This window comes from Hamadaea sp. (assembly GCF_013362815.1).
In the GTDB taxonomy this organism is placed as follows: Bacteria; Actinomycetota; Actinomycetes; order Mycobacteriales; family Micromonosporaceae; genus Hamadaea.
In genome coordinates, this window is sequence record NZ_JABFVK010000015.1 from 313,407 (window position 1) to 337,948 (window position 24,542).

Genomic DNA, 24,542 nt, shown 5'->3' on the forward strand with positions numbered 1-24,542 from the left:
CCTGATCGATTCCCCGACGGACTGATCGACTTCCGCTCAGAGGCCGAGCTGGCGCTTCACCTCAGCACTCACCCGCGAGCCGTCGGCCTTGTCACCCACAGCGGCGCGGGCCGCCTTCATCGCAGGCCCCATCGCGCCCGGCCCGGAGAAATCGCCACCGGCGAGCGCGGTCGTCACGGCCGCGGTCAGCTCGTCGTCCGTGAGTTGCTGCGGCAGGTACGCCATGAGCACAGCCTCTTCGGCCTTCTCCGCGGCGGCCTGCTCCGGGCGACCGGCGTTGGCGAACGCCTCCGACGCCTCGGCGCGCTTCTTCGCCTCCTTGGTCAGCACCGTCAGCACTTCGCTGTCGGTCAGCTCCTTCTTGACCTTCCCAGCGACCTCGGCGTTGCCGATGGCGGCCAGCGCCATCCGCAGGGTCCGGGTGACGGTCTCGTCACGGGCCTTCATGGCGTTCCGCATGTCCGCCGTCAGGCGGTCCTTCAGCGTGCTCACGATCGAAGAAACTACGCTAACGGGCATGGGTTCGCTCGGGAAAATCGCTGCCGGCGTCGTCGTGGCGGGCGCGGCCACCTTCGCGTACGCGTCGCTGGTCGAACGCAACAGGTTCACACTGCGCCGATTCGAGGTGCCGGTGCTCGCCCCGGAGGCGGAGCCGCTGCGCATCCTGCACCTGTCGGACCTGCACATGACGCCAGGCCAGACACGAAAGCAGCGCTGGGTGGCCCAGCTCGCCGGGCTGGACCCCGACCTGGTGATCGTCACCGGCGACAACATGGCCCACCCCGGCGTACTGCCGACGCTCAGCCAGGCGCTCGAACCGCTCCTGGCGTACCCGGGCGCCTTCGTCTTCGGCTCGAACGACTACTCCGGCCCGGTCTGGAAGAGCCCGTTCAGCTACTTCGGCCACGATCCCGAGGTCGACGGCGGTGAAACCTACCGCCATGGGGCCGAGCTTCCGCACGAGGAACTGCGAGCGCTGTTCACCTCGGCCGGCTGGAGCGACCTCAACAACGCCCGCGACTCGATCAAAGCCGGCGGACGCGTCGTCGACCTCGTCGGCGTGGACGACCCGCACATCGATCGCGACGACTACCCCGGCTTTCGGCGTACGCCGGAGGCAGCGCTCGCCATCGGGGTCAGCCACACGCCGGAGCCCCGCGTACTCGACGAGATGGCCGCCGACGGGTGCGACCTCCTCCTCGCCGGGCACACCCACGGCGGCCAGGTACGCGTACCCGGCGTAGGAGCCTTGGTGACCAACTGCGGCCTGGACCGGAGCATGGCCCGTGGCCTGCACCGCTGGCTCGGCACCGACGCGTGGCTGCACGTCAGCGCGGGCCTCGGTACGCACCCGACCGCACCGGTGCGATTCGCCTGCCTCCCCGAGGCGTCGATCCTCACCCTGATCCCGCGCTGACCCGCCCAACGGCTCGCCGGATACCCGGTTTGGCGGGGGCCAGAGCGTCCGCTACTATTTCCGAGTTGCCATCGGGGTATGGCGCAGCTTGGTAGCGCGCTTCGTTCGGGACGAAGAGGCCATCGGTTCAAATCCGGTTACCCCGACCATGTCAGGGCCGCTCTTACGAGCGGCCCTGAGTCGTTTCCAGGCCTCGGACGGGGCGATGGCGATGACGGCCGCCGCGATCTGCTGGTCTCGCCAGACGCCGAAGTAGGCATCATACGAGGGCTCGTCGACGAGTTTCTTAGGCTAGCCTAACTCCATGTTGACGATTGCTCGCCGGTCGGCCACTCCGTCGTTCGACAGGATCGGCGAGGCGGGAGAAGCTCGTCTCCTCGGAGAGGCGTACGGGACGAGCGGCTGGCTATCGAGGACAAGGAATGACTGACCCTGGGAACCGGCAAGACTCGCTGCATACCGTCCTCGGCGGCTACCGCGGTGCGGTGGACGCGACGGTCGGGCCGTTGGCGTACGTGGCGGGTTATCTGGCTGGTGGCAAGTCGATCGCGGGGGGTGCCGTCGCGGCCGGAGTGGCGACCGTCGGCATCGGCCTGTGGCGCTGGCGGCGCGGCGGGAAGCTCACTGCGGTCCTCCTAGGCGCTCTCGGCGTCGGCGTCGCCGCGACCATCGCGCTCTACACCGGCCGGAGCTCGGACTTCTTTCTGGCCCGGCTGGCCAGCAACGTCGTCAGCGCACTCGCCTGGGCGGTGAGCATCGTCGCCCGATGGCCGTTGCTCGGCGTCGTCGTGGGCGCTGCCCTCGGGCAGAAGACGCGCTGGCGCAAGGATCCGTGGTTGCTGCGCGGCTACCAACGGGCCAGCTGGATCTGGGTCGGGCAATATGCCGTTCGCATCGCCGTCTTCACGCCGCTCTGGCTCGCCGACCAGACCACCGCACTCGGACTGGCTCAGGCCGCGCTGACCTGGCCGCTCGTCGCCGCCTGCTTGGGGTTGAGCTGGCTGGTGCTGCGCAAGGCGCTGCCCGAGGCACATCCGGGGATACGCCATCCCGTCACCGCGGAGTCGTTGACCGAGACGCCGGATCCCGATCGGGTCGGTTGACCGGCGAAGTCGATCATCTAGTCGCGGAGTCGATCAGGGAGCTAGGCACACGACACGCCGGTGGATCATGCCCGAGAGTTCATGATCGCGCGGAAGGCGGAAGGCGGAAGGCGGAGGGCGGAGGGCGGAAAGGCGGCGGGCGGAGGGCGTGAAGCGCGGGGCCGCGCGGAAAATGCGGGCGAGCTGCGAGGAAGGCGGGTCAGCCGGACAGTTGGGCGAACCGCGCCAAAGCGAACCGGAACGCGTCAGGTTCGATGCGCTCTCCCCGGGCGAACGGGTATTCGAGCTGGTAGACGGCGTACAACAGCAAAACGACCATGACCGTGAGCCCGACGGTGAAGATGATCTGGGCGCCGAGCCCGGCGATGTCGAACAGGTACGCGAAAGCGATGGTCAACAGCCCGCCGCCCACGAGCAGGAACCACATCACGAGCGGCAGTCCGCGAGTGCTGGCGGTCGCGCGGGCCGAGCGCGCGTCGGAGGCAGTGGTGACCGCGGTCATCGCGGCTTCGTAGGAGTCGACGGTGGCGTCGGAGGCCTCGGCGTCGGGCGCGGTGCCGCGGACCGCTTCGCGGAGCCGGTCGAGAGTGTTCCAACCCTTGAGCGGGACCGACTCGTGGTGTTGCATCGCCGGCCACTCGTCGCGGATGACCTGCTCGGTGTACGAGCGGGCGAGGAGCTGGATCTCCGAGCGGGCCGGGTCCGGAAGATTCTCGGCGTACGCGTAGACGTCGACGAGCGCAGTGGCCTCGGTGAACGAGTCTTCCCGAGCCGCGCCCATCTGATCCCAGACGGCGATGACGACGAACGCCAGCACGATGGCGTAGAGGACGCCGACGACCGCGAAAACCATGCCGATCGCGTCGACGTAGCCCTCGTGGCGTTCCCGCGCGGCGTCGGTGAACCGCTGGACGACGATGACGATGCCGGCCGCGACGAGTGCCGTGACGACGGCGACCAGGATGCCCCCGAAGATCAGTCCCACGTAGACCAGAACGTCCTCCGTCACGCCTCGTAACGGGCGGCGTTGTGCTGGTTATGCGGGTGATCGCGTACGCCGCGGCCGGGGTGATCCCGCTGGTCGGCCTGGCCGCCATGGCGGCTGCCGGACCCGAGGCGGCCGAGTGCGCCGCGGTTCAGGTACGCACTGCGGCCACCGGAACCTCTACATTGGTCACAGTCAGTGACCGAGGCGTACCGATGTCGATCCGCGTCCTCCCCCGGCGGATCAACGCGATCGGCCGTGACGACGACAACCAGCTGTACGGAATCGCACAGCCCGTAGGCGCACGGGCACAATTCGTGCGCATCTCCGAGGATGGCCGGCTTACTGTTCTCGGCGTCGCGCAGGGCCTCGGCGACGTCTTCGTCGGCACCGCGCACGCCGGATCGCTGCTGCTCCTCAGTGGCAACAGCCTGGTCACGGTGCGTATCGCGGGTCTCGTGCGGGCCGCGCCGGTGCCGCTGAGCGTACCGGTGTCGATCGGCGACTGGGCCTTCGACGCCGGACGCGGCGCGCTCCTCGCCCTCTCCACCCACTCTGACCGGCCAGCACTTATAGCCGTCGATCCCAAGCTGGGCACCGTCACGACGCTCGGCTTCCCCGCCAGGCTCCCCCGGGGCAGCTACGGTGGGATCTGGCTCGACCACGGAGCGCTGTTCGCGCTCCACAACGAATCCGGTGCGACCTACCGCGTACCGCTCGACGGCCACGCGGCCACGCTGGTCGCGGCGGGCGCACCAGTCACGGCTGTCGATGCCGCCAGCTGCGCGGCGCTTCCGGCTCCGCCCGCGAGTCCCTCGCCGTCGCTTTCTCCAGTGGTACGCCCAACGCAGAGCCCGAGTCCGGTGACCCCGTCGGACTCTCCTTCGCCGGCACCTTCCCCGATTCCGCCGACCTCGCCGCCACCCGCCAGCCCGTCGGTGATCGTGGTCGTTCCGCCGAAGCCGCCCCGAGTCGTACCACCGCCGCGGGTTCGGCGGCCGCACCTTCATCCGCCTCAAGCGGCAGCTCCACCGGCACTTCCGCCGGTCCCACCGCCCGCGCCGCCTCGGCCGGTCCCGCCGCCTCGGCCGCCGAAGGTTGTCGTGCCGCCGCTGCCGGTGGCCACCACGCCGCAGCGAGTGAGCCCGATCGTCGCGAACGGCAAGGCCCACGCTCAGGATCGCGAACGGTCACGCCGTCGGGTGGCGGTGGCCGCCGCGGTCATGACGCTCGGCGCGGTACTGGCCCGATCCCGGACGCGCACCCGCTGACTCCAAGCGTCGGGCCGTCGAAACCCGTGCCGGCCCGATGCCGCTACTGCGGTCGCTCGGCCCACGCGAACCGGAGTCGATCACCTGCTAATGGAGTTGATCACCCGGCAACCGGAACGGCGACCTGCAGAAACGCCGTCGATCACCCCGATTAGTTCATGATCGCGCGGAAAGGGGGTGGGTCAGGGGGCGAGGTGGACGCCGTCGCGGCCGCGCCGCTTGACCTCGTAGAGCGCCTGGTCGGCGCGGTTGAGCGTGGTCTCGCCGAGTTCGTCGCGGCGCTGAAGGGCGACGCCGACCGAGATGGTCCGGCCGACCCGGCGAGCAGCTGCCGTCAGACGTTCCGCGACCGCGACCGCCTCGGTCACGCTGGGGACCTCGACGACGGCGACGAACTCGTCGCCACCGATCCGGTAGAGCTCGTCGCCCTGTCGCAAGGTGCTTTCGAGCGACCGGGCCAGGTCCACCAGCGCACGGTCACCGGCGGCATGCCCGTACGTGTCGTTGATGATCTTGAACTGGTCCACGTCGATCGCCAGCAAGGCGGTCCGGCCCGGTTCGGCCGCCGCCAGCCGCTCGCCGAACGGCCCGTGGTGCCGCAGCCCGGTCAGCGGATCGGAGCTGGCCCGGTGCCGCAGCCGGGTGAGCGAGTGCAGCCGGTCGAGGCAGGTCCACGCCTGCGTACCGAGCAGTTCGAGGAGGCTGACCCGGGCCGGTTCCGGGTGCGCCGTCACGTCGTCGAAGGCGACCAGTACGCCGCCCAGCGCACCCGGTCCGATCGGCGCGACGATCATCGTGCGTACGCCGGCCTTGGTCACTGCTTCGAAGCCGCGCGGATCGAGGCGGTCGGGGTCGCCGAGGGTGAACGACGTGCCGTGCCGGCGCGCCCGATCGAGCAGTACGCCGAGCTCCCGCCCGCCGAGTTCGGCCAGCCGCTGGATGAGGGCCCGGTCGCGTGGCCCCGGGGAGCTGCTTCGCAACACCACACCGCCGATGAAGAGAGCGGCGCTTCCGGCCACCCCCATCGGAACATCGGCCAGCTCGGGTGAGTCGGCGACCGCCGGGGTCAGCACGACGGCAGAGGAGAGTCCGGAGACGTCACGAGCCGCTTCGGCCGCGCGTGCGTACACCTCGGACTCGGTTCCGGCGGCCGACAGTGACACGCTGTGCCGGAGCAGCTTCTCGGCCTGAGTCTCGGCCGGTGGCCCGCCCAGTTCGTCGATCCGCGCGCCGAGGGAGCGGCCGAGTTCCTCGGCGAGCACCCGCCAGGCGTCGAGATCCGGGGCGGCGGCGAGTTCGCTGGTCCACTCCAGGTTCAGCGCACCCAGCGGCTGACCGGCCCGGTCGACGATCGGTACGCAGATCTCGGCCACCACGTCCGGGCCGAGCCGGATGAACTCCGGATCGGTCGTCACGTCCGTCAGCACGGCGGTACGCCCGGAGGCGTACACGCGGCCGACGATGCCCCGGCCCAACGGGACGGAGGAGAAGACGTGCCAGGATCCGGCCGCCGCGACGCAGCGCAGGTGGTCGTGGACGTGCAGGAGAGTCGCGATCAACGCGTCGGTGTGCGTGGCCAGGACGTCGACCACCGCGCGGCAGGCATCCACCGCGCTATGGGCGGCGCGGAGGCGGTCTGTCACATCCTCGGTGATGCGCGGAGGGGTAAGCACGTTCCTTGATCTCGTCCGGGGTGAAAGGGGTGCCCGGGAGGGGCGTTATGGCCGCCCACGATACTCACGTCAGCTGTGAGTACCAGATGAATCCATTTAATTGGGACCGCGGTCAACGCCGGGAAGTGGTGGGCGTCACACTCGGCTTTCCCGAGGGCTTGCCGGACGGCGTACCGCTCGGGTTCGCACTCGGGGTGTTCGAGGGCGCCGGTGGCGACGCGTTCGGCAGCGGTTGCCCGGCAACGACCGCCCCCGGCAACGTGATCGTCGGGGGTCCCGCAGTGGGCGCGCCGACGAGGGTCAGCGTCCCCACGCTGGTCCGGGCCCCGGTCAAGGTGCCGTTGTCGGCGTAACAGTAGATCCCGGGGTCGACGGGCGCTTTCACGGAGACCGCCGACGTGTCGACGGTGAAGCAGGTGCCCTGTACGCCGGGCAGCGGATCGGCGGCGGTCACCGCCAGGGCGGCCTGCCGATCCATGAAGACCTCCAGCCAGTCGGTGAACAGGTGCTGCAGCTTCGGGTCGTACGCCGACGCCACCTTCGACAGGCGTACGCAGCCGCTTTGGGGTCGAGCGGTGGACGGCAACGCGCACTGGTAGACCGCCCCTCCGGTGCGTACGAGTGAGATGTCGACCGTGCCACCGAGGGCCGTGGCCGGAACGTCGACCTTCCACCCCCCGTCGGCCGCAAGCGTGACGGACACGGTGCGATCCGGGCGGCCGGTGGTCTTGAGCGCGTAGAGCGCGGTCTGGTGCAGGTCCTTCGCGGCGGCCGCGCGGGCGGCGAGCACCGACCGGGGGTCGTCCGGCGCGACCGGACCGCTGGTCGGATCATCGGCCGGCGGCGGGGAGCTGCAGGCGGTGGCCAGGGCGGTCGCGGTCGCCACGACGGCGAGGGCGATCAGGGGTCGAGCGACTCGCATGAAGCGCATTCTCGTCCCGCCGCGCCACGGCGGTGGGCAACGACACAGCTGATCTTCTGCCGCAATCCTTGCGGCCCGGGGGCGTCCGGGACGCAGGCTGATCGTCCGCGTCGGCGAGGCCGCGCAGATCTTGTACGCCATTTGTACGCCGGGTCAGATCGTGGGAACGGACTGTGCTGATCAGGGGGGCGGACCGGTATCCTCACAGGTGCCTTCGCCCGGACTCCCACCGCGCGAAGCCCCGTGCGCCGCAGTCTGCGGCCCTTCGGCGGAAGCAGAGGCCGGCAGGAGAGGAGAGCCGCACCGTGGCCCTGGTGGTGCAGAAGTACGGCGGTTCCTCCGTCGCGAACGCCGAGCGGATCAAGCGGGTCGCGGAGCGGATCGTGGCCGCCCGCAAGTCCGGCGACGAGGTCGTCGTGGTCGTCTCCGCGATGGGTGACACGACCGACGAGCTGATCGACCTCGCGCACCAGGTCAGCCCGCTGCCGCCGGGACGCGAGTTCGACATGCTGCTGACCGCGGGCGAGCGCATCTCCATGGCACTCCTCGCGATGGCGATCCACAACCTGGGCTACGAGGCCAGGTCGTACACCGGATCGCAGGCCGGCGTGATCACGACCTCGGTGCACGGCAAGGCGCGGATCATCGACGTGACGCCCGGCCGGCTGCGCGGAGCCCTCGACGAGGGCGCGATCGCGATCGTCGCCGGGTTCCAAGGCATCTCCCAGGACACCAAGGACATCACCACGCTGGGCCGGGGCGGCTCCGACACGACCGCCGTAGCGTTGGCCGCGGCACTGGACGCGGACGTGTGCGAGATCTACACCGATGTGGACGGCGTGTTCACCGCCGATCCCCGCATCGTTCCGAACGCCCGGCACATCGCCCAGGTCACCTACGAAGAGATGCTCGAACTGTGCGCGTGCGGCGCGAAGGTGCTGCACCTGCGGTCGGTCGAGTACGCCCGGCGGGCGAACCTGCCGATTCACGTGCGCTCGTCGTACTCGGACAAGACCGGCACCATGGTCACCGGATCAATGGAGGACCTCCCCGTGGAACAGGCACTGATCACCGGTGTGGCGCACGACCGCTCGGAAGCCAAGATCACCATCGTCGGCGTACCGGACACTCCCGGTGCGGCCGCGCACATCTTCGAGACGGTCGCGAACGCCGAGACCAACATCGACATGATCGTGCAGAACGTCTCCACCGAGGGCACCGGGCGTACGGACATCTCGTTCACCCTTCCCAAGGACGACGGCCCGGCCGCGATGGCCGCCCTGTCCAAGGTCCAGTCGAGCATCGGCTTCAAGGGCCTGCTCTTCGACGACCACGTCGGCAAGGTGTCGCTGGTCGGCGCGGGAATGCGGTCGCACCCCGGTGTCGCCGCCCGGTTCTTCGCCGCGCTCGGCGAGGCGGGCGTCAACATCGAGATGATCTCGACCTCCGAGATCCGCGTGTCCGTGGTGTGCCGCGACAGCGACCTGAACAAGGCGGTCAAGGCCGTGCACGACGCTTTCGAACTCGGTGGCGACACCGAGGCGATCGTCTACGCCGGCACCGGGCGGTAGCGCGATGAGCCGGCTGCCGAACCTCGCGGTCGTCGGTGCCACCGGCGCCGTGGGCACCGTGATGCTGGAGATCCTGACCAGCCGCAAGAACGTCTGGGGCGACATCCGCCTGATCGCCTCCGCGCGCTCGGCCGGCCAACGGCTGTCGGTACGCGGCGAGGAGATCGAGGTCGTCGCGCTCAGCACGGATGCGTTCGAGGGCGTCGACGTCGCGATGTTCGACGTGCCCGACGAGATCTCGGCCGCCTGGGCTCCGGTCGCCGCCGAGGCGGGCGCGATCGTCGTGGACAACTCCGGCGCGTTCCGGATGGACCCCGACGTGCCGCTGGTGGTGCCCGAGATCAACCCGGAGCAGACGCGCAACCGGCCTCGCGGGATCATCGCCAACGCCAACTGCACCACGCTCGCGATGATCGTCGCGGTCGCCCCGCTGCACCGCGAATACGGGCTCAAGGAACTCGTGCTCGCTTCGTACCAGGCGGTCTCAGGGGCCGGCCAGGCCGGTGTCGACGCGCTGCACGACCAGCTCAGCCGGGTTGCCGGCGATCGAGCGCTCGGCTTGCGTACGGGCAACGTCCGCAACGCCGTCGGCGACGACCTCGGCCCGTTCCCCGCACCCGTCGCGCTCAACGTCATCCCGTGGGCGGGCTCGCTCAAGGACGGCGGATGGTCGTCCGAAGAGTTGAAGATGCGCAACGAGTCCCGGAAGATCCTCGGGCTGCCGGACTTGAAGGTCAGCGCGACCTGCGTACGGGTGCCGGTGAGCCGCGGCCACTCGATCTCGGTGCATGCCGTTTTCGGGTCCGAAGTGGATGCTGAGGGAGCCCGCGAAGTGCTGCGGGGCGCACCCGGCGTCATCCTCGTGGACGACCCGGCCAATGGTGAGTTCCCGATGCCGATCGACGCCGTGGGCACCGACCCGTCCTGGATCGGCCGCCTGCGCCGGTCGCTCGACGACCCCCGGGCGCTCGATTTCTTCGTCACCGGCGACAACCTTCGCAAGGGCGCTGCGCTCAACACCGCTCAGATCGCCGAGCTGATCGCTGCGGAGTTCGTCGGCGCCGGCCGCTGACTCGCTCGCGCTCCCGCTCCCGCTCCCGGATTGTTTCGCGTTATCCGGGATATCGCGGCTTTCTCGCGTCTTGAGGCCGCAATATCCCGGGATAACGCGCCGAACGGGCCGCGCCGAACGGGCCCGCGCGGGACACCCGTGCAGGGTCAGGCGACGGCGACCGGCTCCGGAGCGGGGGCGGTCGCGCCGTTGCGCGGAGTGCGCTCGACCCACGCGATGACCGGGCTGATCGCGATCGAGCAGCCGACGAAGAGCAGGGCGATGAGCCACCAGCCCCAGCCGCCGGTCTGGATGGCGAGGAAGGTCAGCGACGCCGGGCCGGCCATCCGGGCGACGCCCGAGATCGACTTGCTGCCGCCGACGTACGCACCCCGCTGGTCGGCGGGTGGGATCTCCGTCTGGAAGTACCACTGGGCCGCCGAGGCCCACAGTTCCGTCGCCGTCGTCAGGGCGACTCCGGCCGCGAGGACCGCCACCGTCAGCCAGCCGTGTGTCATCCCGCTCAACGCGATCACGGGACAGGCCACCGCACTCGCCAGTCCGGCCCAGCGCATTAGGCGTACCGATCCCGAAAGCGAGTCGGCACCGCGCGTGGCCGGAACCTGAAGTAGAACCGCCATCACGGTGTTGAGCGCGAAGAGTGCGCCGAGGGCGGGCTTGGGCACGTCGGTCATGGTGACCGCCCACAGCGGCATGATCTCGTTGAAGATCATGCCGTGCAGCCAGATCACCGAGAGCAGCACGGACAGTGCGGTGTACGGGTGATCGCGGAGCACACCCCACGGGCTGACCTTGGCGCGGGTCTCGCGGGGCGCGTGGATCGTCGGCATGCGGGAGACGACGAAGGCGTTGACGGTCAGCCCGAACGCGTTCACCAGTACGAGCGCGATCAGGCCGGTGTGCGAGTTGAGGGCGAGCGCGGCCGCGCCCAGACCCGCACCGATCGTGAAGCCCACATTGAGGTACGCCCGCATGAACGCCATGATGCGTACGCGGCTCTCTTTGGGCAGCGCGGCGGCGGTGTAGACGGTGCGGCCGCCGTTGGCCAGCATGTCGGCCACCGAGGCCAGCACGATCACGACGAGGAACGACCAGAAGCCCCGGGCGAACGGGTAACACGCGAACGCGGCTGCCTCGCCGAGCGCGCCGAGGACCCAGGCTCGTTTGCCGCCGATCCGGTCGGCCAGGTGGCCCAACGGCAGGGAGCCGACCAGGCCGACGCCGCCCACGATGGAGAAGCCGAGGCCGATCTGGACCGGGGTGAGCTTCACGATTTCGGTGAAGAAGACCACGCTGCCGGTGAGGAACGTGCCGCCCCCGGTGGCGATGATCGCGGATTGGAAGGCCAGGCGCCGGGGCAGTCCGGGCGGCGGCAAGATCTTGTTCAGCAGTCGTTCCCCCATGGATGGGGATTCGACCATGATCCGTTCACCGGCGGCAACCCGCTCTTCCCGAGATGTGGGAGGGGCGTACCAGGGCTGTGATCTGCCGGTAATGTTGCCAAGGTCATGTGGCGTGCGCTTCTCCTTCGCTGCCGCGACGAGGCCTGAGACCGGCATCTCGTCGCGGTGATGCGACGCGCGTACTGCGTCCCGGCCGGTCGATCGATGCGCATCCCGCCGGATTTTCTGCCTTCCGGCCTGTGAATCAGCCCACACGCGATCCTTGAGCCACCTGACCATCCGGGAGAATCGACCCATGTCGGACGTATCCATCGTGCCGAGTTCCAGCGAAGACGCCGCGGATCCCATCGCGCGCCAGCGCCCGAGCCGCATGTCCTTCGAGCGTTACCAGCCCTTCCACGAGCAGATCACCGTCGATCTGCCCGATCGGCAGTGGCCCACGCGCCGCATCGAACGCGCCCCTCGCTGGTGCGCCGTCGACCTGCGCGACGGCAACCAGGCCCTGATCGACCCGATGTCCCCCGAGCGCAAGCGGCGCATGTTCGAGCTGCTGGTACGCATGGGCTACAAGGAGATCGAGGTCGGCTTCCCGGCGGCCAGCCAGACGGACTTCGACTTCGTCCGTCAGCTGATCGAGCTGGACCTGATCCCCGAGGACGTCACGATCCAGGTGCTGGTCCAGTGCCGCGAGCACCTGATCGACCGGACTTTCGAGGCCCTGCGCGGGGCCAAGCGGGCCATCGTGCACTTCTACAATTCGACCTCGATCGTGCAGCGCAAGGTCGTCTTCGGGCTGGACCGCGCCGGCATCACCGCGATCGCCGTCGACGGCGCCCGGATGTGCCAGAAGTACGCCGAGATCCACACTCCGGACACCGAGATCTTCTACGAGTACTCCCCCGAGTCCTACACCGGCACGGAGATGGACTACGCGCTGGAGATCTGCTCGGCCGTCATCGAGGCGGTCGACCCCACGCCCGAGCGGCCGCTGATCATCAACCTGCCCGCCACGGTCGAGATGATCACCCCCAACGTGTACGCGGACAGCATCGAGTGGATGCACCGCAACCTGCCGCGCCGAGACAGCGTCGTGCTGAGCGTGCACCCCCACAACGACCGGGGCACCGGCGTCGCCGCCGCGGAACTGGCGGTGCTGGCCGGAGCGCAGCGCGTCGAAGGCTGCCTGTTCGGCAACGGGGAGCGTACGGGCAACGTCGACCTGGTGACGCTGGGCCTGAACCTGTTCAGCCAGGGCATCGACCCCGAGATCGACTTCCGCGGCATCGACGAGATCAAGCGGACCGTCGAGTACTGCAACCAGCTGCCGGTGCACGAGCGCCACCCGTACGCCGGCGACCTGGTCTACACCGCGTTCAGCGGCTCCCACCAGGACGCCATCAAGAAGGGGCTGGAGGCGCAGGGCGACGGCTACTGGGCGGTCCCCTATCTGCCGATCGACCCGAAGGACCTGGGCCGCAGCTACGAGGCGGTCATCCGGGTCAACTCGCAGTCCGGCAAGGGCGGCGTCGCGTACATCATGAAGAGCGAGCACCACCTCGACCTGCCGCGGCGTATGCAGATCGAGTTCTCCGGGGTCATCCAGCGGCATACCGACGTCGGCGGCGGCGAGGTCGGCCCGGCCCGGATGTGGGAGATCTTCCAGGACGAGTACTTCGCCGACCGTCGCGTCGCCGTACGCTCCTACTCGATCTCCACAGTGGATGACAAGGTCGAGATCGAGGTCGAGTCGACGCTGGACGGCGTCGAGGCGCGGCTGGAGGGCATCGGCAACGGCCCCATCGACGCCTTCACCCACGCGCTGCGCGACAAGGGTGTCAACGTACGCGTCCTGGACTACGCCGAGCACGCGCTCACCGCTGGTGACGACGCGCAGGCGGCCGCGTACGTGGAATGTGAGATCGACGGCGAGATCCGTTGGGGTGTCGGCGTGGACAGCAGCATTCTCACTGCTTCGCTGAAGGCTGTGGCCAGCGCCGTCAACCGCTGACCCGACCCACTGCCGCGGAATGCCGACGCTGGTTGCCGCCGGATCCCCATGCGGTGTTGCCGCCGGATCACGGATATGCATGCTTCCTGAGCTCGGGAAGCATGCATATCCGTGATCTCGTCCTAAAAGCGCCCTAAGCGGGAGCGCGCCGCGTCCTAAAGCGCCCTAAGCGGGGCGACCGGAGGAACATCGCCAGCACCGCCCCAATGGCCATCGCCCCAGCGCACCACCACACCGCTTGGTGGTAGCCGGAGTCGAAGGCTTCGGGGTTCGCGTACGCGGCCCCGGCCAACCCCACGATCATCGGCAACCCGGCAACGGCCAGCAATGACGCAGCGCGCGCGGCGGCATTGTTGATCCCACTCGCAACCCCGGCGTGGGCGTCGTCGACGGCGGAGAGCACTGAGGCGGTCAGCGGTGCGACGTGGGAGACCATGCCGAGCCCGAAGACGATCGCCCCCGGTAGCACGTCGCGCCAGTACACGGTTTCCTGATCCACCGCGAGCAACATCAGCGAGCCGGCCGCGCCGAAGACTCCGCCGAGGACGAGTTGCAGCCGGGGTCCGATCCGGGCGGCGAGGGCGGCGCTCCGGCCCGAGCCCACCAGCAGCAGCAACGTCATCGGGAGCGTGGCGAGCCCGGCTTCCAGCGCGGAGTAGCCCGCGACCGTCTGCAGCTGGATGGCGAGGAAGAACAGCAGCCCGCCCATCGCCGCATACACGACGACCGTGTACGCGTTCAGCAGGCTGAAGGTACGCGAGCCGAACAGCCCCACCGGCATCATGGCGACGATACGGGGACGTCCTTCCCGGTCGGAGATGCCGACGCCGGGGCGGCTGCGGCGGCGTTCCACCGCGACGAAGCTGATGAGGCAGGAAATGCCGACGGCGAAGCCGGCCCAGACCTGGGGGCTGCTGAAGCCCACTTCCGGCGTCGCGATCAGGGCGTACGTGAGCCCGGCGAGCCCGAGCGCGCCGAGGACGGCGCCCGCGACGTCGAACCGCGTATGCCGGACGAGCGGATTGCGGCTTTCCGGCGTATGCCGGCCGAGCCAGAACACCGCGATCGCGAGCGGCACGTTGAGGAAGAACACCGCCCGCCAGTTCAGGACGTCGATCAGCCAGCCGCCGAGGAACGGCCCGACGGCGGTGGCCACTCCGGACAGTCCCGACCAGGCTCCGATCGCCCGTGAGCGGTGCTCCGGGGCGAACGACGACTGAATGATGGCCATCGAGCCCGGCGTGAGCAGCGCCGCTCCGACGCCCTGCAGGAGGCGGGCCAGGATGAGCACCTCGATCGTGGGCGCGAAGCCACAGCCGATGGAGGCGAGGGTGAACCAGCCGACCCCGATGAGGAAGATCCGGCGACGGCCGTGCCGATCGCCGAGTGCCCCGCCCAGCAGCACGAATGCGGCGAGCGTCAGGGTGTAGCCGGTGACGGTCCATTGGAGACCGGACAGCTTCGCGCTGAGCTCGTCGCCGATCGCGGGCAACGCCACGTTGACGATCGTGGTGTCCAGAAAGGCCATCCCGCTGGCGATCACCGCCGCGGCCAGGGTGGCCCGGCCGGCGGTCGTCCCCAGGCGAAGCTGTGTCACGATGACCATCTTCCTTGGGTGGTCAAGGAGCCCGCCGAGGTTTGACACGCCGACGCGCGGGAGAATCCTCACCACATCCCGACGGTCCAAGGGAGACTCTCAGCGTGCGTACCCCCCTTCGCCTCATCGGCGTGCTCGCCGCCGCCCTCGTGTTCGCCGCGGGCTGCACCGAGGATCCGCTAGCGACTCCGTCTGAATCCACGGGTGGGCTCAAGCCCACCGCCGCCGGGACGGCCTCCACCGCCCTGGCGAGCCTCAAGATCGCCGACGCGCACCCGATGACCGGGTACTCGCGGGATCGCTTCCCCCACTGGCGCAGCGCCGGGACCGGCTGCGACGTCCGCGACAAGGTCCTTCAGCGCGACGGCAAGAACGTCAAGCTCACCGGCTGCAACGTCACCGGTGGCACCTGGGTCAGCTGGTACGACGACACGACCCAGACCGAGCTGACCAAGGTCGACATCGACCACATGGTGCCGCTGGCCAACGCCTGGCGGTCCGGCGCCGACAAGTGGACCGACGACCAGCGCTCCGACTTCGCCAACGACATGGAGCGCCCGCAGCTCTTCGCCGTCTCGGCCAGCTCCAACCGGTCCAAGGGTGACCAGGACCCGTCGACCTGGAAGCCGCCGTCGCAGGGCGCCTGGTGTGTCTACGCTCAGGACTGGATCACCGTGAAGGCGTACTACAAGCTCACCATCACGGCCAAGGAGAAGGACGCCCTCTCCGCGATGCTCGCGACCTGCGCCTGATCGGAAGGATCATCGATGACCACGCCCGCCGAACTCGTCACCGACATCGTGCCCGGCCCCGGTGGGGTGATGACCGACGAGGTGGGCGTGGTCACCGGTGACCTCACGCTGCGTACCACGCTTGAGGGCACGAACGCCCAGACGTCCGTGCAGTACAAGGGCGCGGACGAGTGGTACAAGATCACCGGGGGCGCGGTCACCCTGGTCGCTCCGGACGACCTCAAGGCCGTCCATCAGCTCGCGGTCGGCTTGCTCCATCGGCCCGAAGGCTAGGACCAAGGGATACGCACAACGGGGCGGTCCCCCACGGAATCATCATCAAAGCCCCACCAGTGTTGTGACAGCTCCCTGACCAGGGCCTTTGATGAAGAATCGTTATCCACAGGGACTTAACAGCAAAGGCCTCCCTCCGGCAGGCTGGCCGCCATGCCGAGGCGATGGCCGCGCCCCGACCTGGACGGGCTGGTGGAGAAGCAATACGGCCTGGTCCGGCGCGACCAGGTCCTCGGCGGCATGCCCGACGCGCTCACGAAGGGCGCATTGCGGTGGCGGTTGGAGCGCGGGGTCTGGCAGACCGTCCTCCCAGCGGTGTACGCGACGCACGGCGGTCCGCTGAGCCGGGAACAGCGCGCCTTCGCCAGCCTCCTGTACGCCGGCGAGTCCGCCCAGCTCACCGGCCCGGCCGCGCTTCAGCTGCACTCCGTCCACTCCGCTCCGGCCGACGACCTGGTGCACGTGCTGATCCCGGATCGCCGACGCTTGTCGCCAGCCCGGTTCGCCGCCGTCTCGCGTACCCATAGATTGGATTCGAGAGCGACCACCATCAGCCGCATGGCGGTCGTCTCCCCCGCGCGAGCCGTGGCGGACACCGTCCGGATGGTCGCGGGCCTGGACCGGAACGCGGCGCGCGCGCTGGTGGTGGAGTCCTTGCAGCGGCGCTTGACCACCGTCGAGGCCCTGCAGGACGAGCTGCGCGACGGGCCGAAGCGCGGCAGCCTGCTGTTGAGAGCGGTGCTCGCAGAAGTGGAGCAGGGGTTGCGCGGCTCGCCGCTGACCCGCCTCCGGGAGCTGTGCGCGAGCAACCCGGCGCTGCCGGAGGTGCGCTGGCAGCCGGTGCTCGTCGGGCCGGACGGCGAGTCGCTGCCGACGCCGGACGGGTGGATCGCCGACACCGCGATCGCGCTGGAGATCATCGCGCCCGACCTGGACCCGTCGCCGGAGGCCTGGACCCGGCGTCTGCGCCGCCAGCAGGCCTTCACGGAGTACGGCGTGCTCGTGCTGACCTTCACCGCCAACGAGCTGCGGATCGACCCGTCGGCGGTGCTCGCCACGATCGTGCGGGCCTACCTGGAACGGGCTCGGGCCGGGGTGCGCCACTCGGTCCGTGTCGCACCCTGACCCGAGCGGTCAGCCGTTCTCGATCTCCTCGGCGAAATGGCACGCCACGGTGTGCCCCTCAGCCAGTACGCGCAGCTCCGGCCGTTCTTGCGCGCACCGCTCCTGTGCCCACGGGCAGCGAGTCCGGAACCGGCAGCCCGAAGGCGGGTTGGCCGGTGACGGGAGGTCGCCCGAGAGCAGGATGCGCTCACGCCGCTCCTCCACCAGCGGATCCGGCACGGGAACCGCCGACATCAGCGCCTTGGTGTAAGGGTGCAGCGGCCGCTGATACAACTCGGTGGACGAGGCCTCCTCGACCAGCGCGCCGAGATACATCACGCCGACGACGTCGGAGATGTGCCGCACCACCGCGAGGTCGTGCGCAATGACGAGATACGTCAGCTCGCGTTCGGCCTGCAGCTTGGCCAGCAGGTTGAGGACCTGGGCCTGGATGGAGACGTCCAGCGCGGACACCGGCTCGTCGGCGACGATCAGGTCCGGATGCAGCACGATCGCCCGGGCGATGCCGATGCGCTGCCGCTGCCCGCCGGAGAACTCGTGCGGGTAGCGCGACAGCGCCCACCGGGGCAGGCCGACCGCGTCGAGCGTCTCGCAGACGATGTCCCGGCGTTCGGCCCGGTCGGCGCCGATCCCGTGGGCGGCCAGCCCCTCGGTCAGGATCGATTCGACGTTCTGCCGGGGGTCCAGCGAGGACAGCGGATCTTGGAAGATCATCTGCATCCGCCGCCGCATCCCCCGCAGGGCGGGCGGGCTCAGGCTGGTGAGGTCGTTGCCGTCGAACAGCACCGAGCCGCCCGTCGGCTCGACCAGCCGCAACAACGCCCGGCCGAGCGTCGTCTTACCGCAGCCCGACTCGCCGACCAGCCCGTACGTCTTGCCCCGGGGCACGCTCAGGGTCACCCCGTCGACCGCCTTCACGTGGCCGACCACTCGGTCGAACACCACCCCGCGCACGATCGGGAAGTGAACCTGTAGATCCTTGATCTCCACCAGCGCGGTCACGGCACGACCTCCGGGTTGACGCAGCGGAAGGAATGATTGGTTCCTTCGAGCGAGGGCGGGCCGGTCAGGCAGGTCTCGATCGCCCGGTCGCACCTTGGTGCGAACGCGCACCCCGCCGACCAGGCCAGGACGTCGCGTACGGAGCCTCGGATGGGGGTCAGCTCTTCCCCGCGCAAGGCGTCGAGGCGGGGAATCGAGTTCAGCAGACCCACCGTGTACGGGTGGGTGGGATGGGCGAACAGCTCATGGCGGCCGGCGCTTTCCACCACCCGTCCGGCGTACAGGACGTTGACGCTGTCGCAGAGCCCGGCCACCACGCCGAGATCGTGCGTGATCATGATCAACGCCGTGCCGTCCTCCCGGACCAGTTCCTTCAGCAACTCCAGGATCTGGGCCTGAATGGTCACGTCCAGCGCGGTCGTCGGCTCGTCGGCGATGAGCAGGCGGGGCCGGCAGGCCACCGCCATCGCGATCAACGCCCGCTGACGCATACCGCCCGACAGCTGATGCGGGTACTCCTTGAGCCGCCGTCGCGGGTCGGGGATGCCGACCCGATCGAGCAACTCCGCCGACCGCCGCTCGGCCTCGTGCTTACCGATCCCCCGGTGGCGGATCAGCACCTCGGCGACCTGCACACCGATCGGCACGACCGGGTTCAACGAGGACAGCGGGTCCTGGAAGATCATCGCGATCTCCCGGCCCCGGATGTCGCGCAGCGTACGCCGATCGGCCCGCAACAGGTCGAGCCCGTCGAACTTGGCGCTGCCGTCCACGCGTACCCGTTTGGTGTTCTGGTTCGGGAGCAAGCCGATCAGCGCGAGCGAGGTGACCGACTTGCCGCAGCCGGACTCGCCGACCAGGCCGACCACCTTGCCGGCGTCGACCGCGAACGAGACGCCGTCCACCGCTCGCACGTCGCGATCCGCGTGGAACGTGACGCCGAGGTCTTCTACTTCCAACAGCGCCATTTCACTTCCTCAGCTTCGGATCGAGCGCCTCACGCATCGCCTCGCCGAGCAGCGTGAACCCGAACGCGGTGATGATGATCCCGACGGCGGGATAGATCGTGAGCCGGGGCGCCACCTCGAGGCGGGTCAGCGCGTCCGTCAGCATCACTCCCCACTCCGGTACGGCGGGGTCGGGGTTGCCGAGGCCCAGGAAGGACAGCGCCGCCGCCTCGATGATCGCCGTGGCCAGCGTCAACGTGGCCTGCACGAGCACCGGGGCGAGCGAGTTCGGCAGCACATGGCCGAGCGCGATCCGCCCGCGGCGTACGCCGAGCGCCGTGGCGGCCGTGACGTACTCCGCGTGGCCCTGGGCGATCATCGAACCGCGCAGCAGCCGGGCGAAGACCGGCACCGAGATGACGCCGACGGCGATCATGACGGTGATGAGGCTCGGCCCGAGCAGCGCGGCGACGCTCACCGCCAGCAGGAGGCTCGGCATCGCCAGGAGCATGTCGACGACTCGCATGATGGCGTTGTCGACCTGCCGGCCCCGGCGGCCGCCCAAGGCGTACGCCGAACCGGCGAGCCCGCCGAGCAGGCAGCCCACGAGCAGGCCGAGCGAGGTCGCGACCACACCGACCAGCAGCGTCTGCCGGGCTCCCACGATCACTCGGCTGAACTCGTCCCGTCCATTGTGGTCCAACCCGAACCAGTGCTCCGAGCTCGGCCCGGGGATGATGTTCTGGCCCTCCTTCACCTGGTCGGCCCAGGCGGTTGAGGTGGGGCTGTAGGGCACGAGGAACGGGCCGATGATCGCCACGAGCACGAAGAGCAGCAGGACGATCGCGCCGATGACGGCGGCCGGGTTCTTGCGTACGCGACGGAACGCCTCGGCCCAGAGGCTGCGGCCCTTCTCGTCGGCGTGCACGGCGGCGAGCTCGGCCAGCCGGTCGAGGCGCTGCTTCTTGGCCTTCGGAGTCAGCCCCTTGAGCCCGCTCGACTCGTCCTGCCGCTGCTCGGGCGCGGTCGCGCCGGAGGCGGCCTCGGGCGTCAGGTTGTCGGGGGTCATCGCACCCTCACTCTCGGGTCGATGACGCCGTACGCGACGTCCACCAACAGGTTGACGGTGACGTAGATGATCGCCACGAACATGATGAAGCCCATGAGCACCGGATAGTCCCGATGGTCGATCGACTCGGCGATGAACTGGCCGATGCCGGTGAAGGCGTACACCGTCTCCGTGAGCACCGCCCCGGACAACAGACCGCCGGTGAGCAGGCCGATCGTCGTCACGACGGGGAGCAGCGCGTTCCGCATGATGTGCCGGCCGCGTACCGTGCGTTCGGTCAAGCCCTTGGCCTGCGCGGTCCGGACGTAGTCCTCGCCGAGGACCTCCAAAACGCTCGCCCGGGTCATCCGCACGATGATGGCCAGCGGAATGGTCGCCAGCGTCACCGCCGGAAGGACCAGGTGTTTCAGCGCGTCGGCGGCGGCGTCCCACTCTCCGGTGAGGATGCCGTCGAGGACGTAGAAGTTCGTGACCCTCGTCGCGTCGATCGCCACGTCCTGCCGTCCGGCCGACGGGAACCACCCGAGCTTGACGGCGAACACCTCTTTGATCAGGTACGCCAGCACGAAGATCGGTACGCAGACGCCGAGCAAGGAGCCGGCGACCGAGGAGTAGTCGAGCAGACCACCGCGTTTGCGAGCCGCCAGATAGCCGAGCGGTATGCCCAGCCCGATGGCGATGATCAGGGCGGAGACGGTCAGCTCCACAGTGCCCGGGAAGCGTTCCATGAACTCGGTGACGACCGGTCGATGAGTGTTGATCGACACGCCGAGGTCACCGGTGAACATCCGTTTCATGAACCGGCCGTACTGAACCCACAACGGTTGGTCCAGGCCGAGGTCGTGGCGCAGTTGGGCGCGCGTTTCAGGCGTACCGCGCTCGCCGAGGATCGCGGTTTCCGGCCCGCCGGGCAGCCGATGCAGCCAGAGGAAGAGGATCAGCGACAGGCCCAGCAGCGTGGGTATGAGCTGGAGCAGTCGCCGGACGATGTAACGGAACATGGGCGGCGTCCTTGTGGGTGTGCCACGGCTAGGCGGCACACGGACTTCGCCGTGTGCCGCCTAGCCTTATATGTGGATGATCAGGACGTGTAGTACGCCGTCGCGAACTTCTCGTCGGTCAACGGACTGGGCTTCACCCCGGTCACGTCCTTACCGAAGACGATCGACGGCGGACCGTGTGCGATCGGAACACCCGGGAGGAAGTCCATGACCTTGGCGTTGAGGGCCTTGTACATCTCGACCCGCTTCGCCTGGTCCGGCTCGCTGTCGGCCGCCTTGAACGCCGCGAACAGCTCGGGGTTGTTGAAGCCCCACTCGCCCTTCTGGCGGTCGAACATGGTGCCGATGAAGTTGTACGCGTCCGCGTAGTCACCGGTCCAGCCCAGCAGGTGCAGGTCGTGCTTGTTGCCCGTCTGCACCGCGTTGAGGTAGTCCGGGCTCCACTTGAGCGCGTGCGGCGTGACCGTGATGCCCACCTTGGCGAGGTCGGCCGCCATCAGCTCGAAGATGTCCTTCGGCGCCGGCATGTACGGCCGGGTCACCTCGGTCGGGTAGTAGAAGTCGAGCTTCAGGTTCGTCGCCTTGGCGTCCGCCAGGAGCTGCTTGGCCTTGTCGACGTTGTAGTCGTACTTGGTCACGGCGTCGTTATAACCGTCGAGACCCGGGGGCTGGAACTCCAGCGCCACCGAGGAACCGGCCGGGTACTTGGAGTCCACGATGGCCTGCCGGTTGATCGCGTACGCGATCGCCTGGCGGACGCGGATGTCCTTCAGCGCCGGGTTGCCGCTCTGGTTGATCGCCAGGTAGAGGATGTTGAACGCCGGCCGGGGCAGGACGTTGAAGCCCTCGTCCTTCAGCGGCTTCACATCCGCCGGAGCCACCAGGTCATAGCCCTGGATGTCACCGGTACGCAGCGCCTGCTTGCGAGCGGTCAGGTCGGAGATCGTCTTGAAGATCAGCGTCTTGATCTTCGCCTTGTCGCCGTAGTACGCGTCGTTCGCGACGAGCTCCACAGCCTTGTTGGTGTGGTCCCACTTCACGAACTTGTAGGGCCCGGTGCCGACCGGGTGCTCCTGCGCGTACGCCGGGTAGGTGACGTTGTCGGCGGTGCCGCCGACCTTGTCGGCCTCGAAGTCCTTGAGGGCCTTCGGGCTTTGCATCGAGAACGCGGGCAGGGCCAGCGCCGCCGGGAACTTGGAGGTGACCCGGGTCAGCGCGACGTCGACCGTCGAGGCGTCCTTGACCGTGCAGCTCTTGAAGAGGCTCGGGGGAAGCTCCTTGGACTCGTTCTTGGCGAACCCACCGAAGACGTCCTGCCAGTACGACGAGATGTCCTGGTTCTGCATCAGGCCGGACCAGTTGTACCAGCGGTTGAAGTTGTAGCAGACGGCCTCCGCGTTGAAGTCGGTGCCGTCGTGGAACTTGACGCCCGTCTTCAGCTTGAACGTCCACGTCGTCCCGGCCGCGTCCGGCGTCCAGCTCTCGGCCAGAGACGGCACGATCTTGGTGCCACCCTCTTCCGGCTTGACCAGACCTTCGAACATCTGGCGCGCGACTCGGAAGGACTCGCCGTCGCTGGCCAACGCGGGGTCCATGACCTTCGCGTCGCCGGCCACGCCGAAGACCAGCTTGTCCTTCTTCGTGGAGGTTGATGTGTCGTCCCGCTTGCTCTGGCATCCGGCCAGCGCCAGCGACACGGCCACGGAGGCTGCGAGGACCGCGGTAACGGTTCGGAGCCTTGAGGCGCTCATATGGTTCACCTCTGTCCTGTGACGTGCTTCACCGATAGCCGGACCCTAATAGCTGATCGGCGGACAGAGGAGGGGCCGATATCAGATCGTTGTGAGCCCTGTCAGGGATCGTTGTGAGTCCGGTCAGATGGTCCGACGTCCCTCGAACGCCCTGCCCAGGGTGATCTCGTCGGCGTATTCGAGGTCGCCGCCGACCGGCAGGCCGCTCGCGAGCCGCGACACGGTGATCCCCATGGGCTTGACCAGCAACGCCAGATACGTGGCGGTAGCTTCACCCTCGGTGTTGGGATCGGTGGCCAAAATCAGCTCTTTGACGTCCCCTTGCGACAGTCGGGTCATCAACTCGCGAATACGCAGATTGTCCGGACCGACCCCTTCGAGGGGATTGATGGCTCCACCGAGGACGTGATAGCGACCGCGGAACTCGTTCGTACGCTCGATCGCCACGACGTCCTTCGGCTCCTCCACGACACACAGGACCTCGTCGCTCCGCCGAGCGTCCCGGCAGATGCGGCATTTGTCGTCCTCGGCGACGTTGAAGCAGATGGAACAGAACTTCACGACGTCTTTGACCCGCAACAACGTCTGCGCCAACCGGCGCACGTCGGTCGGATCGGCCGCGAGCACGTGGAAGGCCAGCCGCTGCGCGCTCTTCGGCCCGATGCCCGGCAGCCGGCCGAGCTCGTCGATCAAATCCTGGATCGCACCCTCGTACATCAGAACGGCAGACCCATGCCGCCGGTCAGCGGCCCCATCTTCGCATCACGCACCTTGGCCGCCTCCTCCAGCGCGTTGGTGAACGCGGCCAGCACCAGATCCTCCAGCGTCTCGACGTCGTCGGCGTCGACCACCTTCGGATCGATCTTCACGCTCTTGGGCGAACCGTCACCGGTCACCGTGACGGTCACCAGGCCGTTGCCCGCGGCGCCGGTCAGCTCCAGCTCCGCCAACTCGGCCTGGGCGGCCTCCAGCTTGCGCTGCATCTGCTGCGCCTGCTTCATGAGCTGCTGCATGTTGGGCATGCCACCGGGACGCATCTGTCAGCCTTTCGTCACGAATGCTTTCGCGCCCAGAGTAATGCAGCCGACCGACGATCCTTGCGCTCGCCGCCCTCCGCGGGCCGCCCTCCGCGCGTTGATCGTCGGCTTCCGACAATCTTGGCTGTTCGGATCTCCTTGATCGTCGGCTTCCGACATTCGTGGCACTAAACGTGCGTTGATCGTCGGCTTCCGACGATCAACGCTGTGGCACCCAACGGCCGGCCCGCACGCGGGTCGGCAGACGGCAGGCACACGAAAGCCGCCACAGCACCAGAGGCTGGAGCGGCTTTCGGGGCGATCAGAGGTCGGCGATCTTCTCCACGTGCGAGAACGACTGGCGGAGAGAGTCGATCGCCTGCTGCTCGACCGACTGCCGAGCGGCGGCGGCGTCGATGACCTCATCAGTCGGCTCGTCGCCGGGATCGAACCCCGGCTCCTCCGCTCCGGTTCCGGTCCGCGGCGCGGCCGTCGGCGGGGCAGGAGGCGTACGCGGGACGGTGCGCCCGGCAGCCGGAGCCGCCGCTTTGCCCGCCGCCGCCGCTGCCGAGCGGGCTGCGGCC

21 protein-coding genes, 1 tRNA gene and 2 pseudogenes are annotated in these 24,542 nt (G+C 68.8%); 10 read left to right on the forward strand and 14 right to left on the reverse strand.

All coding sequences use genetic code 11. The features are described 5' to 3' along the window. Window positions 1-36: 36 nt before the first annotated feature. Window positions 37-492, reverse strand: coding sequence for a GatB/YqeY domain-containing protein (locus tag HOV77_RS09940; RefSeq protein WP_290860539.1), 456 nt, complete (start codon window positions 490-492; stop codon window positions 37-39). A gap of 25 nt (window positions 493-517) precedes the next feature. Between HOV77_RS09940 and HOV77_RS09945 the strand changes: the two genes are divergently transcribed. The 3 genes from HOV77_RS09945 (at window position 518) to HOV77_RS09955 (ending at window position 2,520) form a co-directional block, all read left to right on the forward strand. Next, complete coding sequence (locus tag HOV77_RS09945; protein WP_290860541.1) at window positions 518-1,417, forward strand: metallophosphoesterase; 900 nt, start codon at window positions 518-520, stop codon at window positions 1,415-1,417. 72 nt (window positions 1,418-1,489) lie between these two features. Next, window positions 1,490-1,566, forward strand: a tRNA-Pro gene (locus tag HOV77_RS09950). A gap of 273 nt (window positions 1,567-1,839) precedes the next feature. Beyond that, the gene (locus HOV77_RS09955) at window positions 1,840-2,520 is read left to right on the forward strand and encodes a DUF3159 domain-containing protein (protein ID WP_290860543.1); all 681 of its coding nucleotides are present in this window, start codon (window positions 1,840-1,842) and stop codon (window positions 2,518-2,520) included. Between the two features lie 199 nt (window positions 2,521-2,719). Here the strand turns inward: HOV77_RS09955 and HOV77_RS09960 are convergent, their stop codons facing one another. Further along, window positions 2,720-3,529 carry a DUF4239 domain-containing protein gene (locus HOV77_RS09960; protein ID WP_290860545.1) on the reverse strand — a complete coding sequence of 270 codons (810 nt, stop codon included), beginning with the start codon at window positions 3,527-3,529 and terminating at the stop codon, window positions 2,720-2,722. Window positions 3,530-3,549: 20 nt separating this feature from the next. Between HOV77_RS09960 and HOV77_RS09965 the strand changes: the two genes are divergently transcribed. After that, complete coding sequence (locus HOV77_RS09965; protein ID WP_290860547.1) at window positions 3,550-4,776, forward strand: hypothetical protein; 1,227 nt, start codon at window positions 3,550-3,552, stop codon at window positions 4,774-4,776. 182 nt (window positions 4,777-4,958) lie between these two features. Here HOV77_RS09965 and HOV77_RS09970 read toward each other — a convergent pair whose 3' ends face one another. Together HOV77_RS09970 and HOV77_RS09975 are read right to left on the reverse strand one after the other, a co-directional pair. Next, window positions 4,959-6,419 carry a sensor domain-containing diguanylate cyclase gene (locus HOV77_RS09970; RefSeq protein WP_290860549.1) on the reverse strand — a complete coding sequence of 487 codons (1,461 nt, stop codon included), beginning with the start codon at window positions 6,417-6,419 and terminating at the stop codon, window positions 4,959-4,961. A 142-nt stretch (window positions 6,420-6,561) separates the two neighbouring features. Further along, entirely contained in the window at window positions 6,562-7,371 is an 810-nt protein-coding gene (locus HOV77_RS09975) for a hypothetical protein (RefSeq protein WP_290860551.1), read from the reverse strand. Window positions 7,372-7,676: 305 nt separating this feature from the next. On the opposite strand from HOV77_RS09975, the gene HOV77_RS09980 reads away from it, so the two are divergent. Beyond that, window positions 7,677-8,942, forward strand: coding sequence for an aspartate kinase (locus HOV77_RS09980; protein WP_290860553.1), 1,266 nt, complete (start codon window positions 7,677-7,679; stop codon window positions 8,940-8,942). 4 nt (window positions 8,943-8,946) lie between these two features. After that, entirely contained in the window at window positions 8,947-10,014 is a 1,068-nt protein-coding gene (locus HOV77_RS09985) for an aspartate-semialdehyde dehydrogenase (RefSeq protein WP_290860555.1), read from the forward strand. Between the two features lie 146 nt (window positions 10,015-10,160). On the opposite strand, the gene HOV77_RS09990 is transcribed toward HOV77_RS09985, so the two are convergent. Further along, the gene (locus tag HOV77_RS09990) at window positions 10,161-11,435 is read right to left on the reverse strand and encodes an MFS transporter (RefSeq protein WP_290860557.1); all 1,275 of its coding nucleotides are present in this window, start codon (window positions 11,433-11,435) and stop codon (window positions 10,161-10,163) included. Window positions 11,436-11,712: 277 nt separating this feature from the next. Here HOV77_RS09990 and leuA point away from each other — a divergent pair, with 277 nt between their 5' ends. After that, the gene (gene leuA / locus HOV77_RS09995) at window positions 11,713-13,425 is read left to right on the forward strand and encodes a 2-isopropylmalate synthase (RefSeq protein WP_290860559.1); all 1,713 of its coding nucleotides are present in this window, start codon (window positions 11,713-11,715) and stop codon (window positions 13,423-13,425) included. A gap of 133 nt (window positions 13,426-13,558) precedes the next feature. Here the strand turns inward: leuA and HOV77_RS10000 are convergent, their stop codons facing one another. Continuing rightward, window positions 13,559-15,022, reverse strand: coding sequence for an MFS transporter (locus HOV77_RS10000; RefSeq protein WP_290860561.1), 1,464 nt, complete (start codon window positions 15,020-15,022; stop codon window positions 13,559-13,561). Window positions 15,023-15,126: 104 nt separating this feature from the next. Here HOV77_RS10000 and HOV77_RS10005 point away from each other — a divergent pair, with 104 nt between their 5' ends. The 3 genes and pseudogenes from HOV77_RS10005 to HOV77_RS10015 all read left to right on the forward strand — a co-directional run bounded on the left by HOV77_RS10005 (window position 15,127) and on the right by HOV77_RS10015 (window position 17,172). Next, window positions 15,127-15,774 (forward strand): HNH endonuclease family protein, encoded by a 648-nt coding sequence (locus HOV77_RS10005; RefSeq protein WP_290860563.1) that lies wholly within the window; start codon window positions 15,127-15,129, stop codon window positions 15,772-15,774. A 42-nt stretch (window positions 15,775-15,816) separates the two neighbouring features. Beyond that, window positions 15,817-16,047: pseudogene (locus HOV77_RS10010) on the forward strand (hypothetical protein); the annotation flags it as partial. Window positions 16,048-16,200: 153 nt separating this feature from the next. Further along, window positions 16,201-17,172: a hypothetical protein gene (locus tag HOV77_RS10015; protein ID WP_290860567.1), complete on the forward strand. Its 972-nt coding sequence runs from the start codon at window positions 16,201-16,203 to the stop codon at window positions 17,170-17,172. A 9-nt stretch (window positions 17,173-17,181) separates the two neighbouring features. On the opposite strand, the gene HOV77_RS10020 is transcribed toward HOV77_RS10015, so the two are convergent. The 8 genes and pseudogenes from HOV77_RS10020 to HOV77_RS10055 form a co-directional block, all read right to left on the reverse strand. Beyond that, on the reverse strand, window positions 17,182-18,174 hold the full coding sequence (locus tag HOV77_RS10020; protein ID WP_290860569.1) for an oligopeptide/dipeptide ABC transporter ATP-binding protein: 993 nt from the start codon (window positions 18,172-18,174) through the stop codon (window positions 17,182-17,184). Then, window positions 18,171-19,142 (reverse strand): ABC transporter ATP-binding protein, encoded by a 972-nt coding sequence (locus tag HOV77_RS10025; RefSeq protein WP_290860572.1) that lies wholly within the window; start codon window positions 19,140-19,142, stop codon window positions 18,171-18,173. Before HOV77_RS10025 ends, HOV77_RS10020 begins: the two co-directional genes overlap by 4 nt. A 1-nt stretch (window position 19,143) precedes the next feature. After that, window positions 19,144-20,103 carry an ABC transporter permease gene (locus HOV77_RS10030; RefSeq protein ID WP_290860626.1) on the reverse strand — a complete coding sequence of 320 codons (960 nt, stop codon included), beginning with the start codon at window positions 20,101-20,103 and terminating at the stop codon, window positions 19,144-19,146. A gap of 83 nt (window positions 20,104-20,186) precedes the next feature. Next, window positions 20,187-21,191 (reverse strand): ABC transporter permease, encoded by a 1,005-nt coding sequence (locus HOV77_RS10035; RefSeq protein ID WP_290860574.1) that lies wholly within the window; start codon window positions 21,189-21,191, stop codon window positions 20,187-20,189. Window positions 21,192-21,271: 80 nt separating this feature from the next. Continuing rightward, window positions 21,272-22,942, reverse strand: coding sequence for an ABC transporter substrate-binding protein (locus HOV77_RS10040; protein ID WP_290860576.1), 1,671 nt, complete (start codon window positions 22,940-22,942; stop codon window positions 21,272-21,274). A 123-nt stretch (window positions 22,943-23,065) separates the two neighbouring features. Next, entirely contained in the window at window positions 23,066-23,659 is a 594-nt protein-coding gene (gene recR, locus HOV77_RS10045) for a recombination mediator RecR (protein ID WP_290860578.1), read from the reverse strand. Next, the gene (locus HOV77_RS10050; RefSeq protein WP_290860580.1) at window positions 23,659-23,955 is read right to left on the reverse strand and encodes a YbaB/EbfC family nucleoid-associated protein; all 297 of its coding nucleotides are present in this window, start codon (window positions 23,953-23,955) and stop codon (window positions 23,659-23,661) included. The genes recR and HOV77_RS10050 overlap by 1 nt, the downstream gene beginning before the upstream one ends. Before the next feature lie 325 nt (window positions 23,956-24,280). Further along, window positions 24,281-24,542 (reverse strand): annotated as a pseudogene (locus tag HOV77_RS10055) (DNA polymerase III subunit gamma and tau); the annotation flags it as partial.

Excerpts from the sequence above, each read along its gene's own strand:
- HOV77_RS09945 (WP_290860541.1), top strand. The coding sequence starts at position 518 with ATGGGTTCGCTCGGGAAAATCGCTGCCGGCGTCGTCGTGGCGGGCGCG.
- HOV77_RS09955 (WP_290860543.1), top strand. The coding sequence starts at position 1,840 with ATGACTGACCCTGGGAACCGGCAAGACTCGCTGCATACCGTCCTCGGC.
- HOV77_RS09975 (WP_290860551.1), bottom strand. The coding sequence starts at position 7,371 with ATGCGAGTCGCTCGACCCCTGATCGCCCTCGCCGTCGTGGCGACCGCG.
- HOV77_RS09985 (WP_290860555.1), top strand. The coding sequence starts at position 8,947 with ATGAGCCGGCTGCCGAACCTCGCGGTCGTCGGTGCCACCGGCGCCGTG.
- HOV77_RS09990 (WP_290860557.1), bottom strand. The coding sequence starts at position 11,435 with ATGGTCGAATCCCCATCCATGGGGGAACGACTGCTGAACAAGATCTTG.
- leuA (WP_290860559.1), top strand. The coding sequence starts at position 11,713 with ATGTCGGACGTATCCATCGTGCCGAGTTCCAGCGAAGACGCCGCGGAT.
- HOV77_RS10015 (WP_290860567.1), top strand. The coding sequence starts at position 16,201 with ATGCCGAGGCGATGGCCGCGCCCCGACCTGGACGGGCTGGTGGAGAAG.
- HOV77_RS10025 (WP_290860572.1), bottom strand. The coding sequence starts at position 19,142 with ATGGCGCTGTTGGAAGTAGAAGACCTCGGCGTCACGTTCCACGCGGAT.
- HOV77_RS10035 (WP_290860574.1), bottom strand. The coding sequence starts at position 21,191 with ATGTTCCGTTACATCGTCCGGCGACTGCTCCAGCTCATACCCACGCTG.
- HOV77_RS10040 (WP_290860576.1), bottom strand. The coding sequence starts at position 22,942 with ATGAGCGCCTCAAGGCTCCGAACCGTTACCGCGGTCCTCGCAGCCTCC.
- recR (WP_290860578.1), bottom strand. The coding sequence starts at position 23,659 with ATGTACGAGGGTGCGATCCAGGATTTGATCGACGAGCTCGGCCGGCTG.
- HOV77_RS10050 (WP_290860580.1), bottom strand. The coding sequence starts at position 23,955 with ATGCAGCAGCTCATGAAGCAGGCGCAGCAGATGCAGCGCAAGCTGGAG.